Below are 23285 nucleotides of genomic sequence, written 5' to 3' on the forward strand. Positions count from 1 at the left end.
CGGTTGGCCGAGATCATTCCCTTTCCGGGAATCTTCACGACGTGCCGTTCGTCCTACTCCATGAGGCATGGGGCGGAATCGGCCACTGGGGCCGCGTGCCGCACCTGTGCGGCGTAGAACAGCGCAAGCCGGGCAGCCAATGGGGAGCCGGTTCTTCGGGCACCGGGGCGAGCGGTCTGCTGGCGGTGGGGAGTGACGGGTTGATGGGCACGGCGGGGCGGCGCGCGGAGGCGGCCGACAGTGCTGCGGCGCGCGGGGCACGGGCGGGGCGGGCGGCCTGGGAGGCATCCGATCGGGACATTCCGGCGGCCCGGGGCGAGCGGCACCGCCACGGCGGGCGGGCGGGCGCGGCGTACGAGGGCGGGCCGGAGCAGCGGCCGGTGTACAGGCCGCTGTGGATCGAGGAGCCCGCGCGGCGGCGCAGGATGCCGGACCCGGTGCGTGAGGCGGCCGTGCGCGCGGTGCTGATCATCGCGCTCACCCTCATCCAGGCCGTGGTGGCGTTCCTGTGCACGCTGGCCGGGTCCTGGCTGGCGTTTCCCATGGTCATCAGCGGTGTGGCCAGCACGGTCGTGGCCACCTGGGCCGCGCTGGACGTCTGGGTGACCCGCCAGGTGTGGAAGCAGCGCAACGGCGTCGTCTCCACGCCGAGCAGCACCGCGCGGGCCCTCAGGCGCGAGCGGCGCCGCGCCCGGCGGGAGGCGCGGGCCGCGGAGCGCGCCCAGGAGCGCATACGCCGCCAGGGCGGCGCGGGACGGCTCTCGCACCCCTAGCTGGTGGCTGTGCCGCACCCCTGGTGGCCGCGGCGCACCCCGGAGGCTCTCGCGCCCCGGGGTGCGCCGCGGGCCCGGCCGGTCAGGCCCGTCAGGCCGGGCGGCGGTACATCCGCGTCGCCGTGATCTCGCTGTGCGCCGCCTCGTCGCCCGTGGGCTGCTCGGGCAGACCGGGCCGCAGATGCTCCTCCACGCTGATGTACTTCAGCCCGGCGCGCAGGTCGGCGTCGTTGCGCAGCCGGATCACCAGCGGGAACTCGGCGAGCGCGGTCGTGTCGAACAGGCCGGTGGTGTAGAGGAGCTGTACCCCGAGCGCGTCCGACACGGCCCGCTGGAGCTCCAGCAGATAGGTGGCGTTGGCGCGGCCGATGGGGTTGTCCAGGAACAGGGTGCCCGCGTGGCGGTGCTTGTCGCGGCCCCGGTCGTTGGAGCGCAGCGCCGCCATCGTGCAGTACAGGGCGATGGCGGCGGTGAGCAGCTGGCCGCCGGAGAAGACGTCGCCCATCTGCCCGACGGGGACCCGCTCCGCGCGCAGCACGGCGTCCGGCTTGAGGATCTCCACGGCGATGCCCTTGGGGCGGAGCGCGGCGGCCACTCCGCGCAGCAGCAGGGACATGCCGTCGCGGCGCAGGTCGGAGTTCTTCTTCACGGCGGCGCGGGTCGCCTCGTCGATGACCTCGCCGAGCCGCTCGGTGAGGGTGGCCTGGTCGGGTTCCTCGAAGCGGATGCGCAGGAACTCCTGCCCGGACCACTCGCCGAGCCCTTCCGGCAGGCGGGACAGGCGCTGGGCGGAGCGGAGCGTGGCCAGCGCCGACTCCACCAGGCCGCGCAGCCGGTCCACGATCGAGTCGCGGTTGCGCTCCAGCTGGGCCAGTTCGTCGGTGAGGACGCGCAGCCGGGGCGCGAAGGCCTCGGCCCACTTCTGGGCGTGCTCGGGCAGGGCGGCGGCGGGCAGTTCGCGGATCTGCTGCCGGGCGGGGGTGCGGACCTGCTCGTAGCGGGTGGAGTTGGCGTGCCGGACCAGGATGTCGCTCGCCTCGCGCACGGCGGAGTCGGCGGCGGACAGGTCGGCGGCACAGCCGCGCAGCGAGCGGCGGGCCTCGGCCGCCGCCTGCCGGGCCTCCTCCGGGCTGCCCGGGTACGGCTCCGGCTCCTCCTGCTCCTCGTCACCGCTCGGCTCGCGCAGCAGGTCGCGGAGCATGGCGGCGATCTCGTCGAAGCCGCCGGCCGCGTCGTCGGCGGCGCGATGGGACTCCAGCAGCTCGCCGTGGGTCTCCCGGGCCCCGGCCAGTTCCCCGGTGTGCGTGGCGAGTTCGCCGGTGGCGGTGCGCAGCAGGGCCTGGGCGTGCTCGGCGTCACGCGGGAGCAGGTCCTCGGGCAGCTCGGTGTGGGTCCCGCCGTCCTCGGGTGCGAGGCGTTCGGCCTCGCCGCGCAGCCGCCCGAGCTGCTCGCTCGCGGACGACATGCGGGTCTCCAGGAGCTGCACCAGTTCTTCCGCGCGGGCGGCGGCGGCCTGCCGGGAGGGGCCGTCGGAGCCGTCGGGTGACTGGAGGAGCTGTTCCGCGCGGGTGCGGACCTTGTTGCTGAGCCGGTCCAGTTCGGCGCGGGCCGCGCTCTCGTCGCTCTCGGCGCGGGCCTGTTCGGCGCGCAGGTCGGCGCCGACGCCGACCTTCTCGTACACCTGGGAGGCGGCCCGGTACGCCTCGCGCAGCGCGGGCAGGGACGCCTTCGGCGTGTCGTCGTCGCTCTCGGGCACGTCGTCGGGGGCGCCGGCGATCTCGGAGCGCTCGGCGCGCAGCGCGCGGGCGGTGCGGCGGGCGTCGTCGGCGGCGCGCTGGGCGGCCCGGCGGTCCTCGTCGGCGGCGCGGGCGCGGTCCAGGCAGCTCTGGGCGCGGGCCTCCGCCTCGGCGCTCTCGTCGGCCAGTTCGCGGAGTCTGGCCTGCCAGCCCGCGCGTTCGCGCAGCCGGAAGGCGAGTCCGGCGAGGGCGTCGGCGGCGCGCCGGGCCTTCTGGGCGCTCTCCTGGCGCTCGTCGCGCACGCGGGTGGCCTCGGCGGCGCTCTCCTCGGCCTCCGCGCGGACGGTCCGTGCCTCGGCCAGCTCGGCCTCGGCCTCCTCGGCGAAGGCGCGGGCCTGCTCGGCCACCGCGGTCAGTTCGGCCAGCCGCCCGGCGGGGCAGCCGGTGCGCCAGGAGGCGAGCCGGGCGGCCAGTTCGCGGTCCTTGCCGAGCCGGGCGGCGAGCCCGCGGATCTCCTCGTCCCGTTCGGTCGCCCGCGCGCGCAGTGCCTGCCGTTCCTCGTCGGCGGCGTGTTCGTCGTGCATGGCGGGGTTCGGCGGGACCAGGAAGACGCCGGTGGCGGTGTCGTCGGCGGCCGGGGTGGGGGCGAGCAGGGCGGCGGCGGTGCCGACGGCGACGGCGGAGCGGGGCAGCAGCGCCGCGTCGGCGAGGGCGTCGCGGGCGCGGGCGTGGGTGTCCGGGTCGGTGATGATCACGCCGTCGACCAGTTCGGGCCGGGCGGCCAGGACGCGCGCGTGGTCGGCGGGGTCGACGGCCTGGGCGAGGTAGCGCCAGCCGGGCAGGGCCGGGATGCCGTGCTCGCCGAGGAACTCGACGGTGGCCAGGACGTCGGGGCCGGGCGGCAGCAGGCCGCCGTCGCCGAGCGCGCCGAGGATCCGGGAGTCGTCGGCGGCGGCGGTGCGCAGGTCGAACAGGTGCCGTTCGGCGGTGGAGACGGCCTCGTCGAGCAGGGCGCGCAGGTCGTCGGCACAGCGGTCCAGGTCCTCGGGGCCGAGGGGGCCGTCGGCGGGGTGACGGGGCTCGGCGGCGGGGGCGCCCGTCTGGGCGGCCGGGGCCGCCGCGCCTGCCGTGTCGTCGGGGCCGGTGCGCGGGCCGGGGACACCGACGCGGGCGGGCGGGGCGGCGGGCAGGCTCAGCAGCTCGGCCAGGCGGGGCTCGGCGGCGAGGGCCTCGGCGGTCCGCCGTTCGGCGTCGTGGGCCCGCCCCGCGGCGGCCGCCGCGTCGGCGGCGCGGGCGGCGGTGAGTTCCGCGCGGGACTCCGCCGAGGCGGCCTCGCGGGCGTGTTCGGTGGTCCTGCGGGCGACCTCGCGGGCCTCGTCCCAGGCGGCCACGGCGGTCTTCTCGGCGTCGCTGGCGGCGAGGGCGGCGCGGGCCGGGTCGGCGTCGGGGGCGCTGTCGTCGAGCCAGCCCGCGCGGACGGCCTCGGCGGTCTCCTGCTCGACCTCGGTGAGCCGCTGCCGCAGATGACCGGTCTCGCTGCGGGCGCGCTGCGCCTCGGTGGCGGCGGCGGTCGCGTCGCGGTGGGCCGCCTCGCCGGTCTCCTGGAGCCGGGCGGAGCGCTCCTCGCCCTCGTTGGCGAGGGTCTCGGCGCTCTGCGCCGCCGCGTGCAGGGCCCGTACGAGGTCGACGGCGGCCTTGGCGCGGGCGGCCAGGGCGGGGGCCGCGTCCCGTTCGGCCTCCTGGATGGCGGCGGAGACGCGGGTGACGCGGTCGGCGGCGGCGCGGTGGCGCAGCACGGCCTCGGCGGCCTGCCAGGCGGAGTGCAGGGTGCGCGCGTCGGCCAGTTCACGCTTCTGCGCCGCGGCGGTCTTCTCGGCGGCGGCCAGGGCCAGCGAGGCGTGCCGGTAGGCGAGTTCGGCGGCGATCAGCGAGCTGCGCTCGCGGGCGCCCTCGCGGTGGGTGACGGCGTAGGCGGCGGCGGTGACGCGCTGGGCGAGGTCGGCGGCGCGCAGCCGCTCCCGGACGGCGCGGGCGGAGAGCCGACGGGCCAGGGTGCGGGTGCGGCGCTCGGCTCCGGTGTGGATCTCACGCGCGCGGCTACGGGCCTGGGCGGCGTCGACGATCCGGCCGAGGAGGTCCACCGAGCCTGCGGTGAAGTCGCGTTCGGCGATGAGTTCGGCGCGGCGGCCCAGCTTGTTGCCGAAGCCGCTGACGAGGTCGGCGAGTCCGTCGGTGTCGCGGGTGTCGGTGACGGCGCGCAGCAGCAGGTCGGTGAAGTCGGAGTCCTTCTTCACCGCGAACAGTCCGGCGGCCTCGCCCTCGTCGGCGTTCATCTCGCGCTGGTAGCGGAAGAGTTCGGGGTCAAGGCCGAGGTCGCCGAGGTGCTCGATCCAGCGGTCGTGGATCTCCTCCCAGTGGACCTCCAGGTGCGGGTACGCCTTGCCCGCCTCGGTCAGGGCGTCGCGGAAGCCCTTCATGGTGCGGCGCCTGCCCTGGGCACCGGAGGTCCCCTCCGCGGAGGGGCGCACGGAGGTGGCCTCGGCGACCGGGAGGTTGTCCAGGGTGAGGCCGGGTCCGGGCCGGAAGGAGTACCACGCCTCGGCGAACTTGCGCGGGTCGTTGGAGACCTGGCGGCCGCGCCACTCGCTGACCTTGCCGACGACGACGCACTCGCCGGTCAGCACGTGCTGCCACTCCAGCGCGACGTGCCCGCAGTCGTCGGCGAGCAGGAACTTGCGCAGGACGCCGGAGCTGGCGCCGCCCAGGGTGTTGCGGTGGCCGGGCAGCATCACGGAGAAGATCAGCTTGAGCAGGACCGACTTGCCGCCGCCGTTCTCCAGGAAGAGCACGCCCGCGGGTGCGGGGCGGCGTGGCGGGCCGACCGGCTCCTCCTCGAAGAACTCCGCCTGCGTGGGCGCGGGGTCGGGCACCGGCTCGCCCACTCCTCGCAGGTCGAGCACGGTGTCGGCGTAGCGCGCACCGGCCGGACCGATGGAGTAGAGGCGGACCCGGGACAGCTCGTACATGGCGGACTCTCGTCAGTCTTCTGGCAGTTCGGGGGGGGTGGTGCGGGAGCGGCGCCGGTCCGGTGCCGGATCAGCGTCGGCTGCCGTGTTGTTCAGTACCGGCGTGTTCTGTGCGGGCGTGTTCTGTGCGGGCTTGTTCTGTGCTGGTTCATGGCTGGGCGGGGCTGTGGAAGGGCAGTCCGGCGTCGGCCACCAGTTCCAGGTCGTCGGTGTCCTCGGCGGGCAGCAGGCTGGGCGTGCCGTCGGTGACCGGGACGACGCCGAGGTCGAGCAGTTCGGCCAGGGCGGCGGCGCCCGCCATGTCGCGTACCTGGAGCTGGTAGCGGGCGGTGGTGCGGTAGGTGCCGCCGCTCTCGTCGCCGGTGCGCTGGAGGAACCCGGAGTCGGTGAGGAACGCCAGTGCCTTGGCGACGATGCCGGTGGTGGAGGCGGCGGGGCGGCGGGCGTCCTTGGTGGCGCCGGTGGCGCTGCGCCGGGCCCAGATCCGCCAGGCGGCCTCCAGACCGGGCGCGTCGGTGACGGGGTCGGTGTTCTCGCCCTGTTCCTCGGCGCGCTCCTCCAGGCGGCGGCAGGCCTGGCGGACGAAGGCGTCGACGCCGTTGACCGTGACCCGGCCGATGTAGGCGTCGTCGGCCAGGTCCTCGGGGCGCGGGAAGGCGAGGGCGGCCACGGCGAGGTGGGCGAGGCCGTGCAGGAAGCGGTCGCCGGAGTCGGCGGCGGTCCGCCGGGCGTAGTCGCCCATGCGGACGGCGAACACCGAGTCCTCGGCGGCGGTCACCGCCATGCCCGCGCGCGGGGACACCTCCAGGACGACCAGTCCGAGTCCGGCGGCCACGGCGTCCGCGAGGCGGGCGAAGGCCGGGTCCTCGCGGTGGCGGCGGAGCAGGTCGGCGTACTCCTGGTCGCGGGCTGGCTGGAGCCTGGGTTGCAGGCCGAAGGCGACGAGCCGGGCCGCGTCGGCGGCGTCGGCGGGGGTGACGGCGCCGGAGGGCTGCGGGGCGGGGGTGGTCTCCGCCTCGCTCCACTCGACGTGCTCGCTCACGGCTGGGGCTCCTTGTCGATGTCGGCACCGGCGGCACCGGCGTCGCTGGTGGTACTGGCGGCAGCGGTGCCGCGGGGGTCGCGGTGGGCGCCGTCGTGCGCGCTCATGCTGCTTCCGTCCGGTCCGCGGCCATCCCGGCGGCGTCCAGCAGCGCCGTCCCGACGATGAGGTCGGCGCCGCCGAACTCGGGGTCGTCCAGTGCGGTGCCGTCGTCCACGGCGAAGAGCAGCTTCTGCTCGCCCTGGCGGTAGGCGGTGCCGACCGGCGGGCTGGCCGCGTGCACGGCCAGCAGCGCGACCAGGTAGGGCAGGTCGGCGTCCGTGCGGCGGGCCTCGGCCAGCAGCCCGGACAGGCGGCGCGGGGCGTCGGCGGGCAGGTCGAGCAGTTCCATGGCGGCGGCGAGCTGCTCCTCGCTGAACCGGCTGTCGTCCGGGGTGGCGATCAGGTCGGGCTCGGGCATCTCGGCGCCCAGGTGCTCGCGCTCCACGGGCGGGGTGAGCAGGATGTCGACGAGGTCGGCGACGCGCACCGAGACCGGCGTGCGCAGTCCGGTGCCGTGCGCGAAGAAGGCGTCCGTGACACGCAGGGCGCTCTCCAGCGGCAACGGGAGCGTGGGCGCGAGGAGATGTCCGTAGAGGTCGGTCCCGGAGGTGGGCAGCGGGGTGGCGAACGCCTGCCGGTCCTGCTCGGCGCGGAAGAGCGGACCTGCCTCCAGCAGCCGGGACTGGAGCTGGGTGTGGCGGCGGATGCAGTCCTTGACGATGTCGACGAGCTCGGCGGCGCGCCGCTTGTGCTCGGGCTCCTCGGTCTCGTCGCGGGCCTTGCGGATGTTGGTCAGGATCGCGTTCTCGTGGCGGTAGCGGTCGGCGACGTGGTCGAGGGCCTCGGCGATCATGTCCGGCACGGCGCTGAGCCAGTCCACCGCGCGGACGTTGCGCCGGGTGGCGTCGAGGGCGCGGCGCAGGGTCTCGGAGTACTGCACGGTCCGGTAGCGGGCCTGTTCGGCGGCGAGCTGGGCGTCGGCGAGCCGGCCGCGGCTGATGAGTACTTCGAGCTTGACCTCGGCGGCGATCTGGGCGCTGGTGACGTCGGTGTCCAGCGCGCCGACCAGGACGTTGACCGCCTCGTCCGTGGTGCGCAGATAGACGCTGCCGCCGGGGCCGGGGACCTCCTCGATCAGCTTGAAGTCGTAGTCCCGGCGGACGTAGCTGCCGTCCTGCGCGAAGGTGCCGTAGACGGCGCGGAAGCCCCGGTCGGCGCTGCCGACGTTGATCAGGTTCTCCAGGACCCAGCGGGCGACCCGCTCGTGCTCGGCGGCGGGGCGGCGCGGGGCCTGGGCGGCGACGCGCGGGACGAGCCGGGCGACGATCTGGTCGTGGTCGGCGCCGGTGTCGAAGTCCATGTTGAGCGTGACGAGGTCGATGGCGGCGAGGGCGACCTCCGCCATGCCGTACACCGAGTACTCCCCCGCCAGGTTCGCCTTGCGGGTGTCGAGGTCGTGCAGCGGCGCGGTGCAGGCGAGCGCGCGCAGCCGCCGCGCCAGTCCCTCGTCGGCGGCCGGGCCCGGTGCGGGGCGCGGCCCCGCGCTGAACTGGGGCGGAACGCTGTCCGTCGGTGCAGGCGAAGTCACGGTGCACAGACTAGGTCCTCGGTCTGACATCGTCCCAAACGGCGCAGACGCACCCCGGCGCGCGGCCCTCGCCCGCTGCCCGGGACGTGGCCGGTGCGCCGCGCTACGCCGGTGCGCCGACCCGCCGCCGGTACACCTCGACGACCTTGTCCAGCGAGTCGTCGAGGTAGACCGCCAGCTCCTGTTCGGCCGCGTGCCGGTCGCCGCCGCGCAGGATGTCCAGGAGGTGCTGGTTGCGGGTGAGATAGGGCTCGTGCAGCCGCTGCGGGTCGTCCACGACATGGAAGGCCAGGCGCAGTTCGGCGAAGACGCTGCGCATCAGCTCGTCGGTGCGCTCGCTGCCGGCGAGGGCGACCAGTTCCCGGTGGAAGTGGATGTTGGCGGTGCCGAGCGTCTTCCAGTCGGCCTCGCGCGCGGCCCGCGCGCCCTCGGCGACGGCGGCGGCCACGCCGTCCAGGGCGTACGGCGGCTCGCCGAGGCCGCGGACGACGGCGCACTCGACCAGCCGCCGGGTGCGGTATATGTCCTCGACGTCCTCGACGGTGAGCACCCGGACGAAGACACCGCGGTTCAACTCGTGCACGAGCAGCCGCTCATGGGTGAGCAGCCGGAACGCCTCCCGCAGGGTGTTGCGGGAGACGCCGAGGGCGCCGCCGATGCCGTCCTCCGACAGCCGGGTGCCGGGCGGGAAGAAGCCCTCGGCGATCCGGCTCCGGAGAATGTCCGAGACCCGCTCGGCGGTGCTGGTGCGGCCCAGCAGGGCGCGGTCGTCGGCCAAGGGCGTCAGCTGGTCTCCCATGCGCGGAATTCAATCGCAGACAGGAGGACGAGACAACAGGCGTATTGCGGGATCGCTCAACGATCGGGCACCTCACGATCCGGCGTCCCACGGGCGAGCGCCGCACGGGCGAGCGCGGGCGCGGGCGGCGCGTCGTGGGCCGCGAGGAAGGCGGCAGCGGCGGCGGGCCAGCCGAAGCGCTCGGCACGCGCGCGTGCCCGCCCCCGCCGCTCGGGACCGGCGAGCGCGAGCAGGGACTCCACGGCGTCGGCGAACGCCTCGCCGTGGCCGGCCGCCGTGGCACCGGCCGCGCCGATCACCTCGGACAGCGCGGAGGACGCGCTCGCGACCACCGGAGTGCCGCAGGCCAGCGCCTCCAGGGCGGCCAGCCCGAACGTCTCGGCGGGCCCGGGGGCCAGGCACACGTCGGCGGACGCCTGGAGCGCGCTCAGCAGCTCCCGGTCACCGACGTGCCCGAGGAGGACGACCGGCAGGTCACGCGCACGCGCGCGGTGTTCCAGGCGGCCGCGCAGCGGGCCGTCCCCGGCGATCACCAGCACCGCCCGCACTCCGCGCCGCCGCAGTGCCTGGAGGGCGTCCAGCGCGATGCCCGGCCGCTTCTCCACCGACAGCCGGGAGCACATCAGCAGCAGCGCCTCGTCCCCGCGCGCGTACCGGGCGCGCAGCCCCGGGTCGTACCGCCCGGGATGCCGTTCCGCCAGGTCCACCCCGAGGGGGGCGCGGACGACGTTGCGCGCGCCGATCCGGCGGAACTCGCGTTCGGCGAACCCGGTGGTGCACACGACCCGCGCGTAGGCGTGCGCGGTACGGGTGTTGACGGCGTCGGCGGTGCGCCGGGCCAGGTGCTCGGGCAGGCCCCAGGTGCGCAGCACCCCGTCGGCGCTCTCGTGGGAGACCATGACGGCCGGGATCCGGGCCCGCCGCGCCCACCGGCCGGTCCAGCGCAGGGTCGTGCGGTCGCACACCTCCAGGCGGCCGGGGGCCAGTTCCTCCAGGAGGGCGGCCAGCCGCCGGCGGTCGGTGAGCACGCGGTAGCCGCCGGTGCCGGGCAGCGGCGGTCCGGGCAGGGTGATCACGCGGCCCTGCGCGGTCTCCCGGTCGGTGTGCCGGTCGGCGGGCACGATCAGGACCGGTTCGTGACCGGCCGCCCGGTAGCCCTTGCCGAGTTCGCGCAGCGCGGTGCGCAGTCCGCCGGAGGCCGGGGTGACGAAGTTCGCGAGCCGGACGATGCGCAGCGGCCCGGCGCTCACGCCGCCACCGCCGTGCGCCGGGCCCCGAGCACGTCCTCGTAGTGGCCGATGAGCCGGTCGCCGACGGCGGTCCAGGTGCGGCCCTCGACGGCCGCTCGGCCGGCCGCCCCGTACGCGGCGCGCCGGGCGGGCGAGGCGGCCAGCGCGCGGACCGCGTCGCGCAGGGCCGCGGCGTCGTCCGGCGGGACGAGCAGCCCGGTGCGGCCGTGGGCGACGAGGTCGAGGGGGCCGCCGGCGGCGGGCGCCACCACCGGTACCCCGCTGGCCATGGCCTCCTGCACGGTCTGGCAGAACGTCTCGAACGGGCCGGTGTGCACGAAGACGTCCAGCGAGGCGAAGTACCGGGCGAGCTCCGGGCCGGTGCGGGGGCCGGTGAAGACGGCTCCCGGCAGGGCGCCGGCCAGGTGCGGCCCGCTGGGCCCGTCGCCCACGACCACCACCCGGACCCCGGCCAGGCGGCAGACCTCCGAGAGGAGCCCGACCCGCTTCTCGGGGGCGAGCCGCCCGACGTAGCCGACGATCAGTTCGCCGTGCGGGGCGAGCGCGCGGCGCAGGGCCCCGTCCCGGTGGGCGGGGTGGAAGCGGACGGTGTCGACGCCGCGCGGCCAGAGCCGGACGCGGGGCACGCCGTGGGCGCGCAGGTCGCGCACGGCCGCGCCGGAGGGGGCGAGGGTGCGGTCGGCGGCCGAGTGGACGGCGCGCAGCCGCCGCCAGGCGGCGGCCTCGCCGGTGCCCACGTAGGTGCGGGCGTATCCGGCGAGGTCGGTCTGGTAGACGGCGACGGCCGGGATGCCGAGGCGGGCGGCGGCGGCCATGCCCCGCGCGCCGAGCACGAAGGGCCCGGCCAGATGCACCAGGTCGGCGCGGTGCGCGGTGAGCGCCGCCGCGACCCGTCGGCTGGGCAGGGCGACCCGGACCTGGGGGTAGCCCGGGAGCGGCAGGGAGGGGATCCGGACGGTGCGGACGCCGGGGCACTCCCCGGTGCGGCCGGGGCCGCCCGGAGCGGCGGCCGGGGCCACGACCAGCGGGTCGTGGCCGCGTTCGGCGAGGTGGCGGGCGGTCTGGTGGGCGCAGTGGGCCACGCCGTTCACATCGGGCGGGTAGGACTCGGTGACGATGACGACACGCATACCCGGGTTGTCGCCGGGCCGGACGTGGACGCGTCGACGTCGATCTGTCCGGCCGGGGAACGTCCCGTGAGCGTTGGACGGCGCCTGCGGGCGGCGGTGCGCCGCGCCTGCTCCGGGCGCCCCGGCCGGACCCGGTCCGGGGGCTCCGGCCGGTCGCGCCGGGCCCCCGCGGGCCGCTCACCCCGTGGCGACGTCGGGCTCGATCCTGCTGCGTACGGCGGTCTGGACCTCGGCCTCCTCGGCCGGGTCGGCGGCGAGCCTGCGCAGTTGCTCGACGACGCGCAGGTCGGCGGTCTCGGCGTTCCGCGCGGCCACCTCGCGGGTGCTCTCCTCGCAGTCCCACAGGCATTCGACGGCGAACCCGGCGGGGAAGGAGGGGTCGGTCGCGGCGAGGGCGCGGGCCGCGCGGCCGCGCAGATGGGAGGAGGCGGTCTCGCGGTAGACGTGCCGCAGCACGGGGGCCGCGCAGGCGATGCCGAGCCGTCCGGCGCCGTCCACCAGGGTCCACAGGGTGGGCGCGTCGGGCCCTTCGCCGCGTACCGCCTCGCGCAGGGCGGCCAGGACGAGGTCGCGGTCGGCGGCTCCGCCCCGGCAGGCGAGCATGCGTCCGGCGGCGGCGCCCAGCGGGTCGGGGCGGCCGGCCCAGGCGCGCGCCCGGTCGACCGCGGCGACGCTGCGCATGCGTTCGAAGGCGTCGACGGCCGCCTCGACGACGGCGGGTGTGCCGTCGGACACGGCCGCCTCGATGAGGGCGAGGGTGTCGGGGTCGTTGCCGTCGGCGAGGTAGCGCAGGGCGGTGCAGCGGGCGCCGTCGGTGCCCTGCCGGGCGGCCCGGAGGATCTCGGGCCGGTCGTCGGGGCCCGCCACGGCGGCCAGGCAGCGGGCGGCGGGGACATGGAGGGCCGCGCCGCGTTCGGCGCCCTGCTGGGCCCACTCGAACACGGCGCGTACGCTCCAGCCCGGCCGGGGTCCGGTGGGGCTCAGCTGCCGCTGCCAGCGGTCGAAACAGCCCGTCTCGTGGGCGGCGCGCACCCGTCCGGCAATCGCCGGACGGGGATCCTCGGCCCACAGCCGCCAGGGCCGGGGCTCGAAGGCGTCGCGGACGGCGGCGGCCAGGGCGGCCTCGCCCCCGGCGTCGGCGGAGAAGCGGGCGAGGACGGGCACGGCCAGGGCGCGCAGGCCCGCGTCGTCGTCCCGCAGCGCCAGCTCGTCCAGGGCCCACGCCCAGTTGGTGCCGGTGGCAGCGTACCGGCGCAGCAGGGCGAGCGCGTCGCGGCGGCCGTAGGAGGCGAGGTGCCCGAGGACGGCGAGGGCGAGTCCGGTGCGGGACTCCTCGGTGTCCAGGGTGTCCTCGGGGTCGAACAGGTGCGCCTCGATCGCGTCCAGCTCGCCGCCGAGGTCGAGCAGGAGCCGGGCGTAGTACAGGGAGCGGTTCTCCACCTGCCAGTCGTGGCGGGGGTCGTGCAGCACGCAGTGGTTCAGTGCCGCGAGCGCCTCGGCGCGGGGGGCGGTGAGCGCGTGCAGTGTGCCGTCGCCGCGGCCCCGCTGGAGCAGGCCGAGCAGCGTGCCGCTGGGCGCTATGACCGGATCGAACATGGGAAACAGCCTCACATCAAGCGTCGACGCAACCGGGGAACACGCACTAGCTGGCCGCGTGACAACACGTCGGGGTACCCGCCGTCTCTGGCTTGCTGTAGACCATCTTCCTCTGCCTCTCGTCGGTGGCCCATACGGGCCGCTTCACGGCCCGCGCGGTGCGGCAACACCTGCCCAGCCATCGCGTCCGTGAATCACGACGTCATGATGGCCCGGTGTCTGCGCTGCCGCGACCGAAATTTCCGGCGGCCCTGTACCGCCTCCCCCGTTTTCCGTGTCGTCGCCGGTCGGCGGGCCCCTCCCGGCTGTCGGGGGCCCGCCGCGCTCACTGCCGGCCGAACAGTTCCAGCAGCTCCGTGCGGCCGAACATGCGGGCCGTGTCGAGCGCCGACGGCGTGCCCGCCGCCGGGTCGGCGCCACTCTCCAGCAGGGCTTCGATCACGCCCTGCTCGCCCTTGAAGACCGCTCCCGCGAGGGGTGTCTGACCGCGGTCGTTGACGCGGTCGGCGTCGGCGCCGCGGGCCAGCAGGGCGCGGACCGCGTCGGCGTGGCCGTGGTAGGCGGCGAGCATCACGAGGGAGTCGCCCCGGTCGTTGGTGAGGTCGGCGGGGACGCCCGCGTCGACGTACGCGACGAGCGCCTCGGTCCGCCCCTGCCGGGCCAGATCGAAGATCTTGGTCGCCAGCTCCACGACCTCGGGGTCGGGGGCTTCACTCATCGGGCGGACCACCTCTCACTGCGGGCTTCGGGGACTGTGGGTGACTGCTGGTGACGTGCGGGGAGCAAGCGTACGGCCGTGAGCGGTGCTCGGCCGTCCGGGTGAATCGACAGGGTACTGGCTCGTCCCGTGCGCGGCGCGCCGCACCGGAGGTGAAGATCGCCGCGGACCCCGGCGCGGGCGGCGGCGCCGTCGGCCGCCCCGGACACCGCACCCGGGACCGGGTCCGCCGACCGGGGGCGATACCGAGCATTTCACCCGGTTGCACCTTTTGTCATACAGATACATGCTGTGATCCTGGAAGGACTCAGGGTGACCGTCCCCCTTCGACACCAGGAGATCTCACATGATCCTCTCCATCTCAGGCGTCGTCCTGTTCGGCGTCATCGGCTTCGTCTTCTTCCGCAAGGACGGGCTCAAGCCCTCCCACGCGTGTGTGTCGACGCTGTTCGGCTTCTACCTGGCGAGCACCGCGATCGCGCCGAGCATCCGGGCCGGCGGCGAGAGCCTGGCCAGCCTGCTCGGCGGCATGCGGTTCTGACGCCCGCCCCGAGGACGTCCAGGATCTCGCGGTCCCCGAGGACCCCGCCCCCGGCCCGCTCCGTCCACGTGCCGGGGGCAACCCGGTCTCCCCTACGCACTCCCAGGAGGCAGCAGTGGCCCGGCGCCCCCTCCCCCGCATTCTGAGCACAGGCAGCGCGCAGCTCGCCCGGAGCCGGGAGCTGGCCCGGACGGCGGCCGACAGCGCCACGGACATCCTCCATCCGCTCATCACCATCGCCCGGGGTCTGGGCCGGCTCGCCGCGGCCGCCCGGCGCAGATGGGCGGAGACCCCCAGGGACCGGCGGGGACCGCTGCTGTTCCTGGTGGCCGCGGTGATCCTCACGGTGGCCCTGGTGCCGTACGGCCCGCTGCTCGCCGCCCTCGTGGTGACCGCGGCCGCGGCCTGGCACGGACGCGACCGGACCCCGCCCGGCCCCGACCCCGCCGAGGAGCCGCGCAAGCAGCGCCTGAGCACGCTCTACGAGGCCCTGGTCCCGTACTTCTCCACGGCCGAGGACCCGTCCCCGCTGTACGCGCACGGCGGGGAGTGGGAGAAGGCGTTCCCCTCCTCCGCCTTCGACGACTCCGGCCGCCTGCGCCGGCTGCTGATCCGCTACCCGGCCTACTTCACCGACGGCGAGGCGGAGTCGCGCGCGCGGATCGAGCATCTGCTGACCGCCAAGGCGGGCCGCGACCGGGAGTACCTCTTCGGCTGGAACGAGGAGGGCAACGAGCTGTCCCTGACCGCGCTGGATCCGCTGCCCACCGGCATCGCCGCCCAGCGGTTCGTCACCGCGCCCGGCGAGACGGTGCTCGGCTTCACCGACCCGAGCGAGGTGCAGCGCACGCTCCCCCTCACCTACGGCGAGGAGCAGCACGACGTGCCGCCGGTCGTCTGGCGCACCGGGCTGCGCTCCACCGAGCCGCATCTGCTGGCCATGGGCCAGCCCGGCAGCGGCACCTCCACGCTGCTGCGCTCGCTCGCCCTCCAGGCGCTCCGGCACGGCGACGTCGTGATCGTCGACGGCGGCGGCACCGGCGAGTACGCCTGTCTGACCGGCCGGGACGGCGTGCTCGCCGTCGAGTGCGGGCTGTCGGGGGTGCGGACGAGCCTGGAGTGGGCGGCCACCGAGACCGAGCGTCGGCTGATCGCGGTCAACCGGGCGCGGCAGGCGGGCCACCCGCCGCCGGCGGACACCCGGCGTCCGCTGTGGCTGCTGCTGGACCGGCCGACCGCGTTCACGCACCTGGCCGCGGCGGACGGCCGGGAGGACCCGCAGGCGCTGCTCCAGGTGCCGCTGCGACACGGCCGCGCGGTCGACGTCACGGTCGTCGTCGCCGAGCAGTTCGACAGCGCGGAGGCGCTGAGCGACGCGCTGCGCCAGCACACGCGCGCGCGTGTCGTGCTCGGGCCCGCCACGGCGGAACAGCTCAAGGCGGTGCTCGGGGCGCCGCCCCACACCACGCCGCCGCCGGTCGTACCGCCCGGACGCGGGTACGCCCGGCTGGGTACCGGGCCCGTGCACCGGCTCCAGGTGCCAGCGACCCCCGACCCGTACGACGACTCCGCCGGGGACGCGCTGCGCACGGCCGTGCAGGATCTGCTGCCGCCGAAGACCACTCCGGCGGACGGCGAGACGGTCCCGGAGCCTCCGGAGGCGGTGGCCAGGTCCGCGAAGTCCGCCAGGTTCACCAAGTCCGTGGAGGCGGCGGAGGCGACGGGGACGGCGGACGCGGAGGGGACGGAGGCGGTGGCGGAAGCGGTCGAGGAAGCGCTGGCGCCGGAGGCGGCCGTGGGCGAGCCGTCCTGAGCCGCCCGGCGGCGGCCTTCACCGGCCGCGTCCGGGGCCGCCTCGCCGCCCCCGCAGGCATCCGCCTCCACCAGCCGGGCCGCCGCCGGCCGGATCGCCGCCCCCTCAGCGACCGCCCGGCCCTCCCGGCAACCGCCCTCCCCCCGCCACGCGGCCACCGGGCCCCGGTCCGCGCGCTACGCCACGAACGTCCGCGGCGACTCGCCACCCCCGGAGGCGCCCGACTCCACCAGCCGGGCCGCCGCCGCCAGGCGGACCGCCGCCTCCTCGGCGACCGCGCCCGTCACGGTGAACGGCAGCCGGACATACCCCTCGAAGGCGCCGTCGACGCCGAAGCGCGGCCCGGAGGGGACGCGGACCCCCACCCGCTCCCCCAGTTCCGCCAGGCGCGAGCCCGACAGGCCGCCCGTGCGCACCCACAGGGTCAGACCGCCCCGGGGGACCTCGAACTCCCAGGCGGGCAGCTCGCGGCGGACCGCCGCGACCAGTGCGTCGCGGTTGTCGCGGGCCTGGGCCCGGCGGAGTTCGACGGCCTGTTCCCAGCCGCCGGTGCCGAACAGCCAGTTGACGGCGAGCTGCTCCAGCACCGGAGTGCCCAGGTCGGCGTAGGCCCGCGCGGCGACGAGGCTGCGGATCACGTCGGGGGCGGCGCGCACCCAGCCGATCCGCATGCCCGCCCAGAACGCCTTGCTGGCGGATCCCACGGTGATCACCGTGGACCCGGCCGGGTCGAAACCGCACACCCGCCGCGGCATCTCCACGCCGGGATCGAGGTGCAGCTCGCTCATGGTCTCGTCGACGACGAGCACCGTGCCCGCCGAACGGGCCGCCTCCACCAGGCGGCGCCGCTGGTCCTCGTCGGCGAGGGCACCGGTCGGGTTGTGGAAGTCGGCGACGACGTAGGCGATCCGGGGCGCGGCCTCCCGCAGCACCTGGCGCCAGCGGTCGACGTCCCACCCGGTCAGGCCCTCGGCCATGGCGACGGGCACGAGCCGGGCGCCCGCCTCGCGCATCAGCTGGAGGATGTTGGCGTAGGACGGCGACTCCACGGCGATGCGCTCGCCCCGGCCGCCGAAGAGGTGGCAGATCGCGTCGATGGCGCCCATCGCCCCGGTGGTGACCATGATCTGCTCGGGCATGGTCGGGATGCCGAGGGCCGTGTACCGGTCGGCGATCATCGCGCGCAGCGCGGGCAGCCCCGCCGGGTAGTCGCCGTGGGTGTGCGCGTAGGGCGGCAGCTCCTCCAGGGCGCCCTGCACGGCGCGGGTGAGCCAGGGCTCGGGCGCGGGCAGCGCGGCGGTGCCCAGGTCGATCATGGAGCCCAGGGCCTCCGGCGGGAGGGGTTCGAGGCCGCGCGCGGGCAGCGGGTTCCCGGCCGGGACGGCGGTCCAGCTGCCGGCCCCGCGCCGGGACTCCAGGAAGCCCTCGGTGCGCAGCGCCTCGTAGGCGGCGGCGACGGTGGTGCGGCTGACGGACAGGGCCAGGGCCAGTTCGCGCTCGGCGGGCAGCCGGGCGGCCACCGGGACGCGGCCCTCCAGGACCAGCAGCCGGATGCCGTCCGCGAGCGCCCGGTAGGCGGGCGGGCGGCGGGAACCGGGCCCCGCCGGGCGGTCCTGCTGGGAGCCGAGCTGCCGGGCGAGCTGCGCCGCGCCCACCGCAGAGGTCCACTGTGCCATGCCGACCAGTCCACCTTCCCCGAATTGGCCATGGATGGGTCTCTTCCCTCCGCCACAGAGTGGCACGGGTCAGGCCACTTCCACCATCAGGGGGGCACTTTGTCCACGCCGGACCGCCTCGGGCGGCGTCTCGTCCAGCTCTACGCGGGTCTCGCGCTGTACGGCGCCAGTTCCGCGCTCCTCGTGGAGGCCGGACTCGGCCTGGAACCCTGGGGCGTCCTGCACCAGGGCCTGGCCGAGCTGACCGGGCTCACGATCGGAGTGGTGTCGATCGCGGTGGGGGCGGTGGTGCTCCTGCTGTGGATCCCGCTGCGCCAGCGGCCCGGCCTCGGCACCGTCTCCAACGTCTTCGTCGTAGGACTGGCCATGGACGGCACCCTCGCCCTGGTGCCGGACGCGCACGCCTTGGCGGTGCGGATCCCGGTGCTGGTGGCGGGCGTCCTGCTCAACGGCGCGGCGACGGGTCTGTACATCTCCGCCCGCTTCGGGCCCGGCCCCCGGGACGGGCTGATGACGGGGCTGCACCGGCGCACCGGCCGGTCGATCCGGCTGATGCGCACGGCCGTCGAGGTGGCGGTGGTGGCCACCGGCTTCGCCCTCGGCGGCACCATCGGCGCGGGCACCGTGCTGTACGCGGTCTCCATCGGGCCGCTGGCCCAGTTCTTCCTGCGTCTGTTCGCCGTGCCCGGGGCTCCCGGCAGCGGCGCCGCCGTTGCCGCCGGTACACCCGAACGGGTGATACTGCGTCCGTGACCACGCACGTACGCCATCCCTATCTCGACCATCCGGGCCCGATCGCCTTCGCGCACCGCGGCGGGGCGGCCGACGGTCTGGAGAACACGGCGGCCCAGTTCCGGCGGGCGGTGGAGCGGGGCTACCGGTACATCGAGACCGATGTGCACGCCACCGCCGACGGACGTCTGGTCGCCTTCCACGACGCGACGCTGGACCGGGTGACCGACGGCGCGGGCCGGATCGCCGAGCTGCCGTGGCGGGAGGTGAGCCGGGCACGCGTGGCGGGCCGCGAGCCGGTCCCGCTCTTCGAGGACCTGCTGGCCGCCTTCCCCGAGGTGCGCTGGAACGTCGACGTCAAGGCGGAGCCCGCGCTGCTGCCCCTGCTGGACGTGCTCGACCGCGCGGACGCCTGGGGGCGGGTGTGCGTCGGATCGTTCTCCGAGGCGCGCGTGGCGCGGGCGCAGCGGCTGGCGGGACCGCGCCTGGCCACGTCGTACGGCACGCGCGCGGTGCTGGAACTGCGGCTGCGCTCCTGGGGCGTGCCGCTCGCGCCGCGCCGCTCGGCGGTGGCCGTGCAGGTACCGGTGTCCCAGTCGGGTGTCCCGGTGGCCGACCGGCTGTTCGTCCGCGCGGCCCACGCGCGGGGACTGCACGTGCATGTGTGGACGGTCAACGAGGCGGCGGAGATGCACCGGCTCCTGGACCTCGGCGTCGATGGCATCATGACCGATCACATCGACACGCTGCGCACGGTCCTCCAGGAGCGGGGCGTCTGGGTCTGAGTCCGGCACGACCGGGTTCCGGGCGGCGCGGCGGCAGCGGCGGGGAGGCGAGGGCGCTGGTGGGTACCGGCACTGTGGGGTCCATGGGCGTCCCCCCTGGGCGGAGCGCGGCGGCGTCCCCCGAGGACGGCGACGGCGCCGCGCGGCAGCGCGAGCAGCACGGCTGGTACTTCTACGACTGGGCCTGCTCCGTCTACTCGACCAGCGTGCTCACCGTGTTCCTCGGGCCGTACCTCACCACGGTGGCGCGGGCCGCAGCGGACGCCGACGGGTATGTGCACCCGCTGGGCGTCCCGGTGCGGGCCGGGTCGTTCTTCGCGTACTGCGTCTCGGTGTCCGTGGTGGTCGCGATCGTGCTCATGCCGATGGCGGGCGCCGCGGCGGACCGCACCGGCCGCAAGAAGCCGCTGCTGGCGGCCGCCGCCTATGTGGGCGCGGCGGCGACGGCGGGCCTGTTCTTCCTGGACGGCGACCGCTATCTGCTCGGTGGCGGGCTGCTGATCGTGGCCAACGCCTCGGTCGCCGTCTCGATGGTCCTCTACAACTCCTATCTGCCGCAGATCGCGGCCCCCGACGAGCGCGACGCGGTCTCCTCCCGGGGCTGGGCGTTCGGCTACGCGGCCGGGTCGCTCGTGCTGGTGGCGAACCTGGTGCTGTTCACCGCGCACGACTCCTTCGGGGTGTCCGAGGCGATGGCGGTGCGCATCTGCCTGGCCTCGGCGGGGCTGTGGTGGGGCGTCTTCACCCTCGTGCCGCTGAACCGGCTGCGCGACCGGCGCACGGACCGGCTGGCGCCGTCCGGGCGGCACGGCTGGCGCCAGCTCGCGGCCACGGTGCGGGACATGCGCGGCAAGCCGCGCACGCTGGCGTTCCTGCTGGCGTACCTCGTCTACAACGACGGCATCCAGACGGTGATCTCGCAGGCGTCGGTGTACGGCTCGGAGGAGCTGGGGCTCGGCCAGTCGACGCTGATCACGGCGGTGCTGATGGTGCAGGTGCTGGCGGTGGCCGGGGCGCTCGGGATGGGACGGCTGGCCCGGGTGCACGGGGCCAAGCGCACGATCCTCGGGTCGCTGGCCGCCTGGACGGTGATCCTGGCCGCCGGGTTCTTCCTGCCCGCCCGCGCGCCGGTGTGGTTCTTCGTGCTGGCGGCCGGGATCGGACTCGTCCTCGGCGGCAGCCAGGCGCTGTCCCGGTCGCTGTTCTCGCACCTGGTGCCGCCGGGCAAGGAGGCGGAGTACTTCTCGGCGTACGAGATGAGCGACCGGGGGATGAGCTGGCTGGGGCCGCTGCTGTTCGGGCTCACCTACCAGCTGACCGGGAGCTACCGGGACGCGATCGTCTCGCTGGTGGTGTTCTTCGTGATCGGGTTCGTGCTGCTCGCGCGGGTGTCGGTGGGGCGGGCGATCGAGGACGCGGGGAATCCGGTGCCCGACCGGATTTAGCACTGAGGGCGAAAGCGCTGTAGTGTACGCGTTTGGCCTGCCAGGCGTACCGTTACTGCGCGTCAAAGATGCCGAAACGCTGGGTGACATCTCCTTGCAGATGTGACAAACCGGGCGCCGGTGGGTACTGCACTGGTTGACAAGGCTGCGGCTACGACGGCGACACATGACCCGGAACGGGACATCGGAACGGGAATCTTTACCGCCGACCGGACGTTGACCGGATGACGACGACAGCGACACCTGTCCTGTGGGCGACAAGCCCGGGAGGCACGATTCATGAGTGAGCGAGCTCTTCGCGGCACGCGCCTCGTGGTGACCAGCTACGAGACGGACCGCGGCATCGACCTGGCCCCGCGCCAGGCCGTGGAGTACGCATGCGAGAAGGGGCATCGCTTCGAGATGCCCTTCTCGGTCGAGGCGGAGATCCCGCCGGAGTGGGAGTGCAAGGTCTGCGGGGCCCAGGCACTCCTGGTGGACGGCGACGGCCCGGAGGAGAAGAAGGCCAAGCCGGCGCGTACGCACTGGGACATGCTGATGGAGCGGCGCACCCGCGAGGAGCTCGAAGAGGTCCTCGAGGAGCGTCTCGCCGTGCTGCGGTCCGGGGCGATGAACATCGCTGTTCATCCCCGGGACAGCCGCAAGAGCGCGTAGTCCCGCGCGGCGTGAGCCGGTTACCAGCGCACCTCAAGCAGGACGGGCGCCGTACGTGATCCACGTACGGCGCCCGTCCTGTTCTGTTCTCCGGTTGCGGTTCCGGTTCTCTCGGTTCTCCGCCCGGTCAGCGGTTCAGCGGCGGGCGCTGCTCGCGCGGGGCGTCGGCGGGCCGGTCGTCCCTGATGACCTCGCCCTGGACGACCTTGCCGTCGGGGCGGTGCATACGGGCCTGCTGGAAGGCGTCGCCCAGGGTGCCCGGACCGGCCGTGCGGAGCCTGCGCTCCACCGTGCGCTCGGTGAGGCGGCCGACGGCCCGCTGGACCGGCGGGAGAAGCAGCAGCAGCCCCGCCACGTCCGAGATCATGCCGGGGATCATCAGGAGCAGGCCGCCCAGCATCATCAGGCCGTTGCCCCCGCGCCGGTCCGAGGGGGCGGTGCCGCGCTGGAGCGTCTCGTTGAGATTCCGGAAGGCGCGACGGCCCGCCCGCTTGATCACCACGGCGCCGAGCACGAAGGCGGCCACCAGCAGCAGGAACACGGTCAGCCCGCCGGCCGCGCCCGCCACGAGCGTCAGCAGCCAGATCTCCAGCACCAGCCACACGGCCACGCCCAGCGGCAGGAACCTGCGCAGCCGCGAGCGCCGGGGCCTGGTGGTGGAGTGCGGGGAGGTCGGAGCGCCTGTCGTCATACTCCCAGTGTGCCTGGGCCCGGCTCAGCACGGGATAAGCGGGTGCCCGCGGCCGGACGGCCAAGGGCACCGACGCCGGACCGGGCCCTACGAGCGGGTGCCGCCGCCCCGGCCGGTGAGCTTGGTCACGCGCTCCCCCACGCCCCAGGAGGTGACCCGCCACAGCGCCTCAGCGACGATGTCGCGGCTCATCTTGGAGTCGCCCAGCTCGCGCTCCACGAAGGTGATGGGCACCTCGACGACGTGGAAGCCGGCCCGGATGGCGCGCCGGGCCAGGTCGACCTGGAAGCAGTACCCCTGGGAGGCCACCTCGTCCAGGCCGAGACCCTCCAGGGTCTCGCGCCGGAACGCCCGGTAGCCGCCGGTCACGTCGCGGATCGGGACGTCCAGCATGAGCCGCGAGTAGGTGCTGCCGCCGCGGGAGAGGAACTCGCGGGACTTGGGCCAGTTGACCACGCGGCCGCCCGGCACCCAGCGGGAGCCGAGGACCAGGTCGGCGCCCTTCAGGGCGGTCAGCAGCCTGGGCAGCTCCTCGGGCTGGTGGGAGCCGTCGGCGTCCATCTCGACCAGCACGCCGTAGTCGCGCTCCAGGCCCCAGCGGAAGCCCGCGAGATAGGCGGCGCCGAGCCCTTCCTTGCCCTTGCGGTGCAGGACGTGGACCCGCCCGTCCTCCCCGGCCAGCTCGTCGGCGAGCTTGCCGGTGCCGTCGGGGCTGTTGTCGTCGGCCACGAGGACGTGCGCCTCGGGAACGGCCTTGCGGACCCGGCCCACGATCGACTTGATGTTCTCCGCCTCGTTGTAGGTCGGAATGATCACCAGTGCCGTACCGAGCGGACCGAACCGCCTCTCCTTGGCCCCAGCCGCGGGGGTGCCGTCGCCGTGGTTCACTGCTGCCCCTTCATGTCCGTACGCAGGGGACCACCATAGTGGCCACGGCCTGGGCTGATGCGACGCGACGTGCATTCCGGGGTGTCGGTTCCGTCGGAGCGGGGTAAGAATCCTCTTTTTCGGAGAGGTTCCGGAAGAGCTCGGAGAGTGCGGAGAGGGGGCCCGGCGCCCTTCGGGCCGACCTGGGACCCGCTGGCTGCGGATCGACCGAGAGCCGTTGTCTACTGAGCGACCGGGCCCCACCCGGGTCACACCTCGCCGACCGCCCGGAACGTTCCCCCGCCGACGCGGACGCTGAGCCTGGCTCCCAGCGACGGTGACCCGGTGCGGCACACCGTCCCTGACCCAGCGGCGCTGCGA

Annotated in this window: 18 protein-coding genes; 7 read left to right on the top strand and 11 right to left on the bottom strand. The window is 75.3% G+C overall.

Features of this window, described 5'->3' with window-relative positions; all coding sequences use genetic code 11:
* Nucleotides 1-203 precede the first annotated feature (203 nt).
* Nucleotides 204-773: a hypothetical protein gene (locus ACWDYF_RS14925; protein ID WP_381737151.1), complete on the top strand. Its 570-nt coding sequence runs from the start codon at nucleotides 204-206 to the stop codon at nucleotides 771-773.
* A 91-nt stretch (nucleotides 774-864) separates the two neighbouring features.
* Here the strand turns inward: ACWDYF_RS14925 and ACWDYF_RS14930 are convergent, their stop codons facing one another.
* The 8 genes from ACWDYF_RS14930 to ACWDYF_RS14965 form a co-directional block, all read right to left on the bottom strand.
* Nucleotides 865-5535 (bottom strand): hypothetical protein, encoded by a 4671-nt coding sequence (locus ACWDYF_RS14930; RefSeq protein WP_389464265.1) that lies wholly within the window; start codon nucleotides 5533-5535, stop codon nucleotides 865-867.
* A gap of 148 nt (nucleotides 5536-5683) precedes the next feature.
* Nucleotides 5684-6577, bottom strand: a complete 894-nt coding sequence (locus ACWDYF_RS14935; protein ID WP_389464264.1) for a hypothetical protein — start codon at nucleotides 6575-6577, stop codon at nucleotides 5684-5686.
* Nucleotides 6578-6680: 103 nt separating this feature from the next.
* The gene (locus tag ACWDYF_RS14940) at nucleotides 6681-8207 is read right to left on the bottom strand and encodes a hypothetical protein (RefSeq protein WP_389464262.1); all 1527 of its coding nucleotides are present in this window, start codon (nucleotides 8205-8207) and stop codon (nucleotides 6681-6683) included.
* Between the two features lie 103 nt (nucleotides 8208-8310).
* Nucleotides 8311-9006, bottom strand: coding sequence for a GntR family transcriptional regulator (locus ACWDYF_RS14945; RefSeq protein ID WP_018570138.1), 696 nt, complete (start codon nucleotides 9004-9006; stop codon nucleotides 8311-8313).
* Nucleotides 9007-9062: 56 nt separating this feature from the next.
* Nucleotides 9063-10256: a glycosyltransferase gene (locus ACWDYF_RS14950; RefSeq protein ID WP_389464259.1), complete on the bottom strand. Its 1194-nt coding sequence runs from the start codon at nucleotides 10254-10256 to the stop codon at nucleotides 9063-9065.
* Complete coding sequence (locus ACWDYF_RS14955) at nucleotides 10253-11386, bottom strand: glycosyltransferase family 4 protein (protein ID WP_389464258.1); 1134 nt, start codon at nucleotides 11384-11386, stop codon at nucleotides 10253-10255. Before ACWDYF_RS14955 ends, ACWDYF_RS14950 begins: the two co-directional genes overlap by 4 nt.
* 177 nt (nucleotides 11387-11563) lie before the next feature.
* Nucleotides 11564-12982, bottom strand: a complete 1419-nt coding sequence (locus ACWDYF_RS14960) for a HEAT repeat domain-containing protein (protein WP_389464256.1) — start codon at nucleotides 12980-12982, stop codon at nucleotides 11564-11566.
* 325 nt (nucleotides 12983-13307) lie between these two features.
* Nucleotides 13308-13700, bottom strand: a complete 393-nt coding sequence (locus tag ACWDYF_RS14965) for an ankyrin repeat domain-containing protein (protein WP_018570142.1) — start codon at nucleotides 13698-13700, stop codon at nucleotides 13308-13310.
* A gap of 346 nt (nucleotides 13701-14046) precedes the next feature.
* On the opposite strand from ACWDYF_RS14965, the gene ACWDYF_RS14970 reads away from it, so the two are divergent.
* Together ACWDYF_RS14970 and ACWDYF_RS14975 are read left to right on the top strand one after the other, a co-directional pair.
* The gene (locus tag ACWDYF_RS14970; protein WP_018570143.1) at nucleotides 14047-14241 is read left to right on the top strand and encodes a hypothetical protein; all 195 of its coding nucleotides are present in this window, start codon (nucleotides 14047-14049) and stop codon (nucleotides 14239-14241) included.
* 115 nt (nucleotides 14242-14356) lie between these two features.
* Nucleotides 14357-16054, top strand: a complete 1698-nt coding sequence (locus tag ACWDYF_RS14975) for an ATP-binding cassette domain-containing protein (RefSeq protein WP_389464253.1) — start codon at nucleotides 14357-14359, stop codon at nucleotides 16052-16054.
* 176 nt (nucleotides 16055-16230) lie between these two features.
* Here ACWDYF_RS14975 and ACWDYF_RS14980 read toward each other — a convergent pair whose 3' ends face one another.
* Nucleotides 16231-17730 (bottom strand): SCO1417 family MocR-like transcription factor, encoded by a 1500-nt coding sequence (locus ACWDYF_RS14980; RefSeq protein ID WP_026252909.1) that lies wholly within the window; start codon nucleotides 17728-17730, stop codon nucleotides 16231-16233.
* Nucleotides 17731-17829: 99 nt separating this feature from the next.
* Here ACWDYF_RS14980 and yczE point away from each other — a divergent pair, with 99 nt between their 5' ends.
* From yczE to ACWDYF_RS15000, 4 genes are all read left to right on the top strand, one after another.
* A complete protein-coding gene (gene yczE, locus ACWDYF_RS14985; RefSeq protein WP_389464251.1) occupies nucleotides 17830-18483 on the top strand; it encodes a membrane protein YczE in 654 nt (217 codons plus the stop codon).
* The gene (locus tag ACWDYF_RS14990; RefSeq protein WP_389464249.1) at nucleotides 18480-19247 is read left to right on the top strand and encodes a glycerophosphodiester phosphodiesterase; all 768 of its coding nucleotides are present in this window, start codon (nucleotides 18480-18482) and stop codon (nucleotides 19245-19247) included. Before yczE ends, ACWDYF_RS14990 begins: the two co-directional genes overlap by 4 nt.
* Before the next feature lie 83 nt (nucleotides 19248-19330).
* Nucleotides 19331-20692, top strand: coding sequence for an MFS transporter (locus ACWDYF_RS14995; RefSeq protein WP_389464248.1), 1362 nt, complete (start codon nucleotides 19331-19333; stop codon nucleotides 20690-20692).
* A 279-nt stretch (nucleotides 20693-20971) separates the two neighbouring features.
* Nucleotides 20972-21346, top strand: coding sequence for an RNA polymerase-binding protein RbpA (locus ACWDYF_RS15000; RefSeq protein ID WP_003977404.1), 375 nt, complete (start codon nucleotides 20972-20974; stop codon nucleotides 21344-21346).
* 127 nt (nucleotides 21347-21473) lie between these two features.
* Here ACWDYF_RS15000 and fxsA read toward each other — a convergent pair whose 3' ends face one another.
* Nucleotides 21474-22037 carry an FxsA family membrane protein gene (gene fxsA, locus ACWDYF_RS15005; RefSeq protein WP_381737119.1) on the bottom strand — a complete coding sequence of 188 codons (564 nt, stop codon included), beginning with the start codon at nucleotides 22035-22037 and terminating at the stop codon, nucleotides 21474-21476.
* Between the two features lie 87 nt (nucleotides 22038-22124).
* Entirely contained in the window at nucleotides 22125-22925 is an 801-nt protein-coding gene (locus tag ACWDYF_RS15010; RefSeq protein ID WP_389464246.1) for a polyprenol monophosphomannose synthase, read from the bottom strand.
* Between the last annotated feature and the right edge of the window lie 360 nt (nucleotides 22926-23285).

Source organism: Streptomyces sp. NPDC003284, assembly GCF_053589675.1.

What these genes read in the sequence shown, in the direction of transcription:
- ACWDYF_RS14960 (WP_389464256.1), bottom strand. Translation starts at nt 12,982, where the DNA reads ATGTTCGATCCGGTCATAGCGCCCAGCGGCACGCTGCTCGGCCTGCTC.
- ACWDYF_RS14955 (WP_389464258.1), bottom strand. Translation starts at nt 11,386, where the DNA reads ATGCGTGTCGTCATCGTCACCGAGTCCTACCCGCCCGATGTGAACGGC.
- ACWDYF_RS15000 (WP_003977404.1), top strand. Translation starts at nt 20,972, where the DNA reads ATGAGTGAGCGAGCTCTTCGCGGCACGCGCCTCGTGGTGACCAGCTAC.
- ACWDYF_RS14970 (WP_018570143.1), top strand. Translation starts at nt 14,047, where the DNA reads ATGATCCTCTCCATCTCAGGCGTCGTCCTGTTCGGCGTCATCGGCTTC.
- fxsA (WP_381737119.1), bottom strand. Translation starts at nt 22,037, where the DNA reads ATGACGACAGGCGCTCCGACCTCCCCGCACTCCACCACCAGGCCCCGG.
- ACWDYF_RS14925 (WP_381737151.1), top strand. Translation starts at nt 204, where the DNA reads ATGGGCACGGCGGGGCGGCGCGCGGAGGCGGCCGACAGTGCTGCGGCG.
- ACWDYF_RS14995 (WP_389464248.1), top strand. Translation starts at nt 19,331, where the DNA reads ATGGGCGTCCCCCCTGGGCGGAGCGCGGCGGCGTCCCCCGAGGACGGC.
- ACWDYF_RS14980 (WP_026252909.1), bottom strand. Translation starts at nt 17,730, where the DNA reads ATGGCACAGTGGACCTCTGCGGTGGGCGCGGCGCAGCTCGCCCGGCAG.
- ACWDYF_RS14930 (WP_389464265.1), bottom strand. Translation starts at nt 5,535, where the DNA reads ATGTACGAGCTGTCCCGGGTCCGCCTCTACTCCATCGGTCCGGCCGGT.
- ACWDYF_RS14965 (WP_018570142.1), bottom strand. Translation starts at nt 13,700, where the DNA reads ATGAGTGAAGCCCCCGACCCCGAGGTCGTGGAGCTGGCGACCAAGATC.
- ACWDYF_RS14945 (WP_018570138.1), bottom strand. Translation starts at nt 9,006, where the DNA reads ATGGGAGACCAGCTGACGCCCTTGGCCGACGACCGCGCCCTGCTGGGC.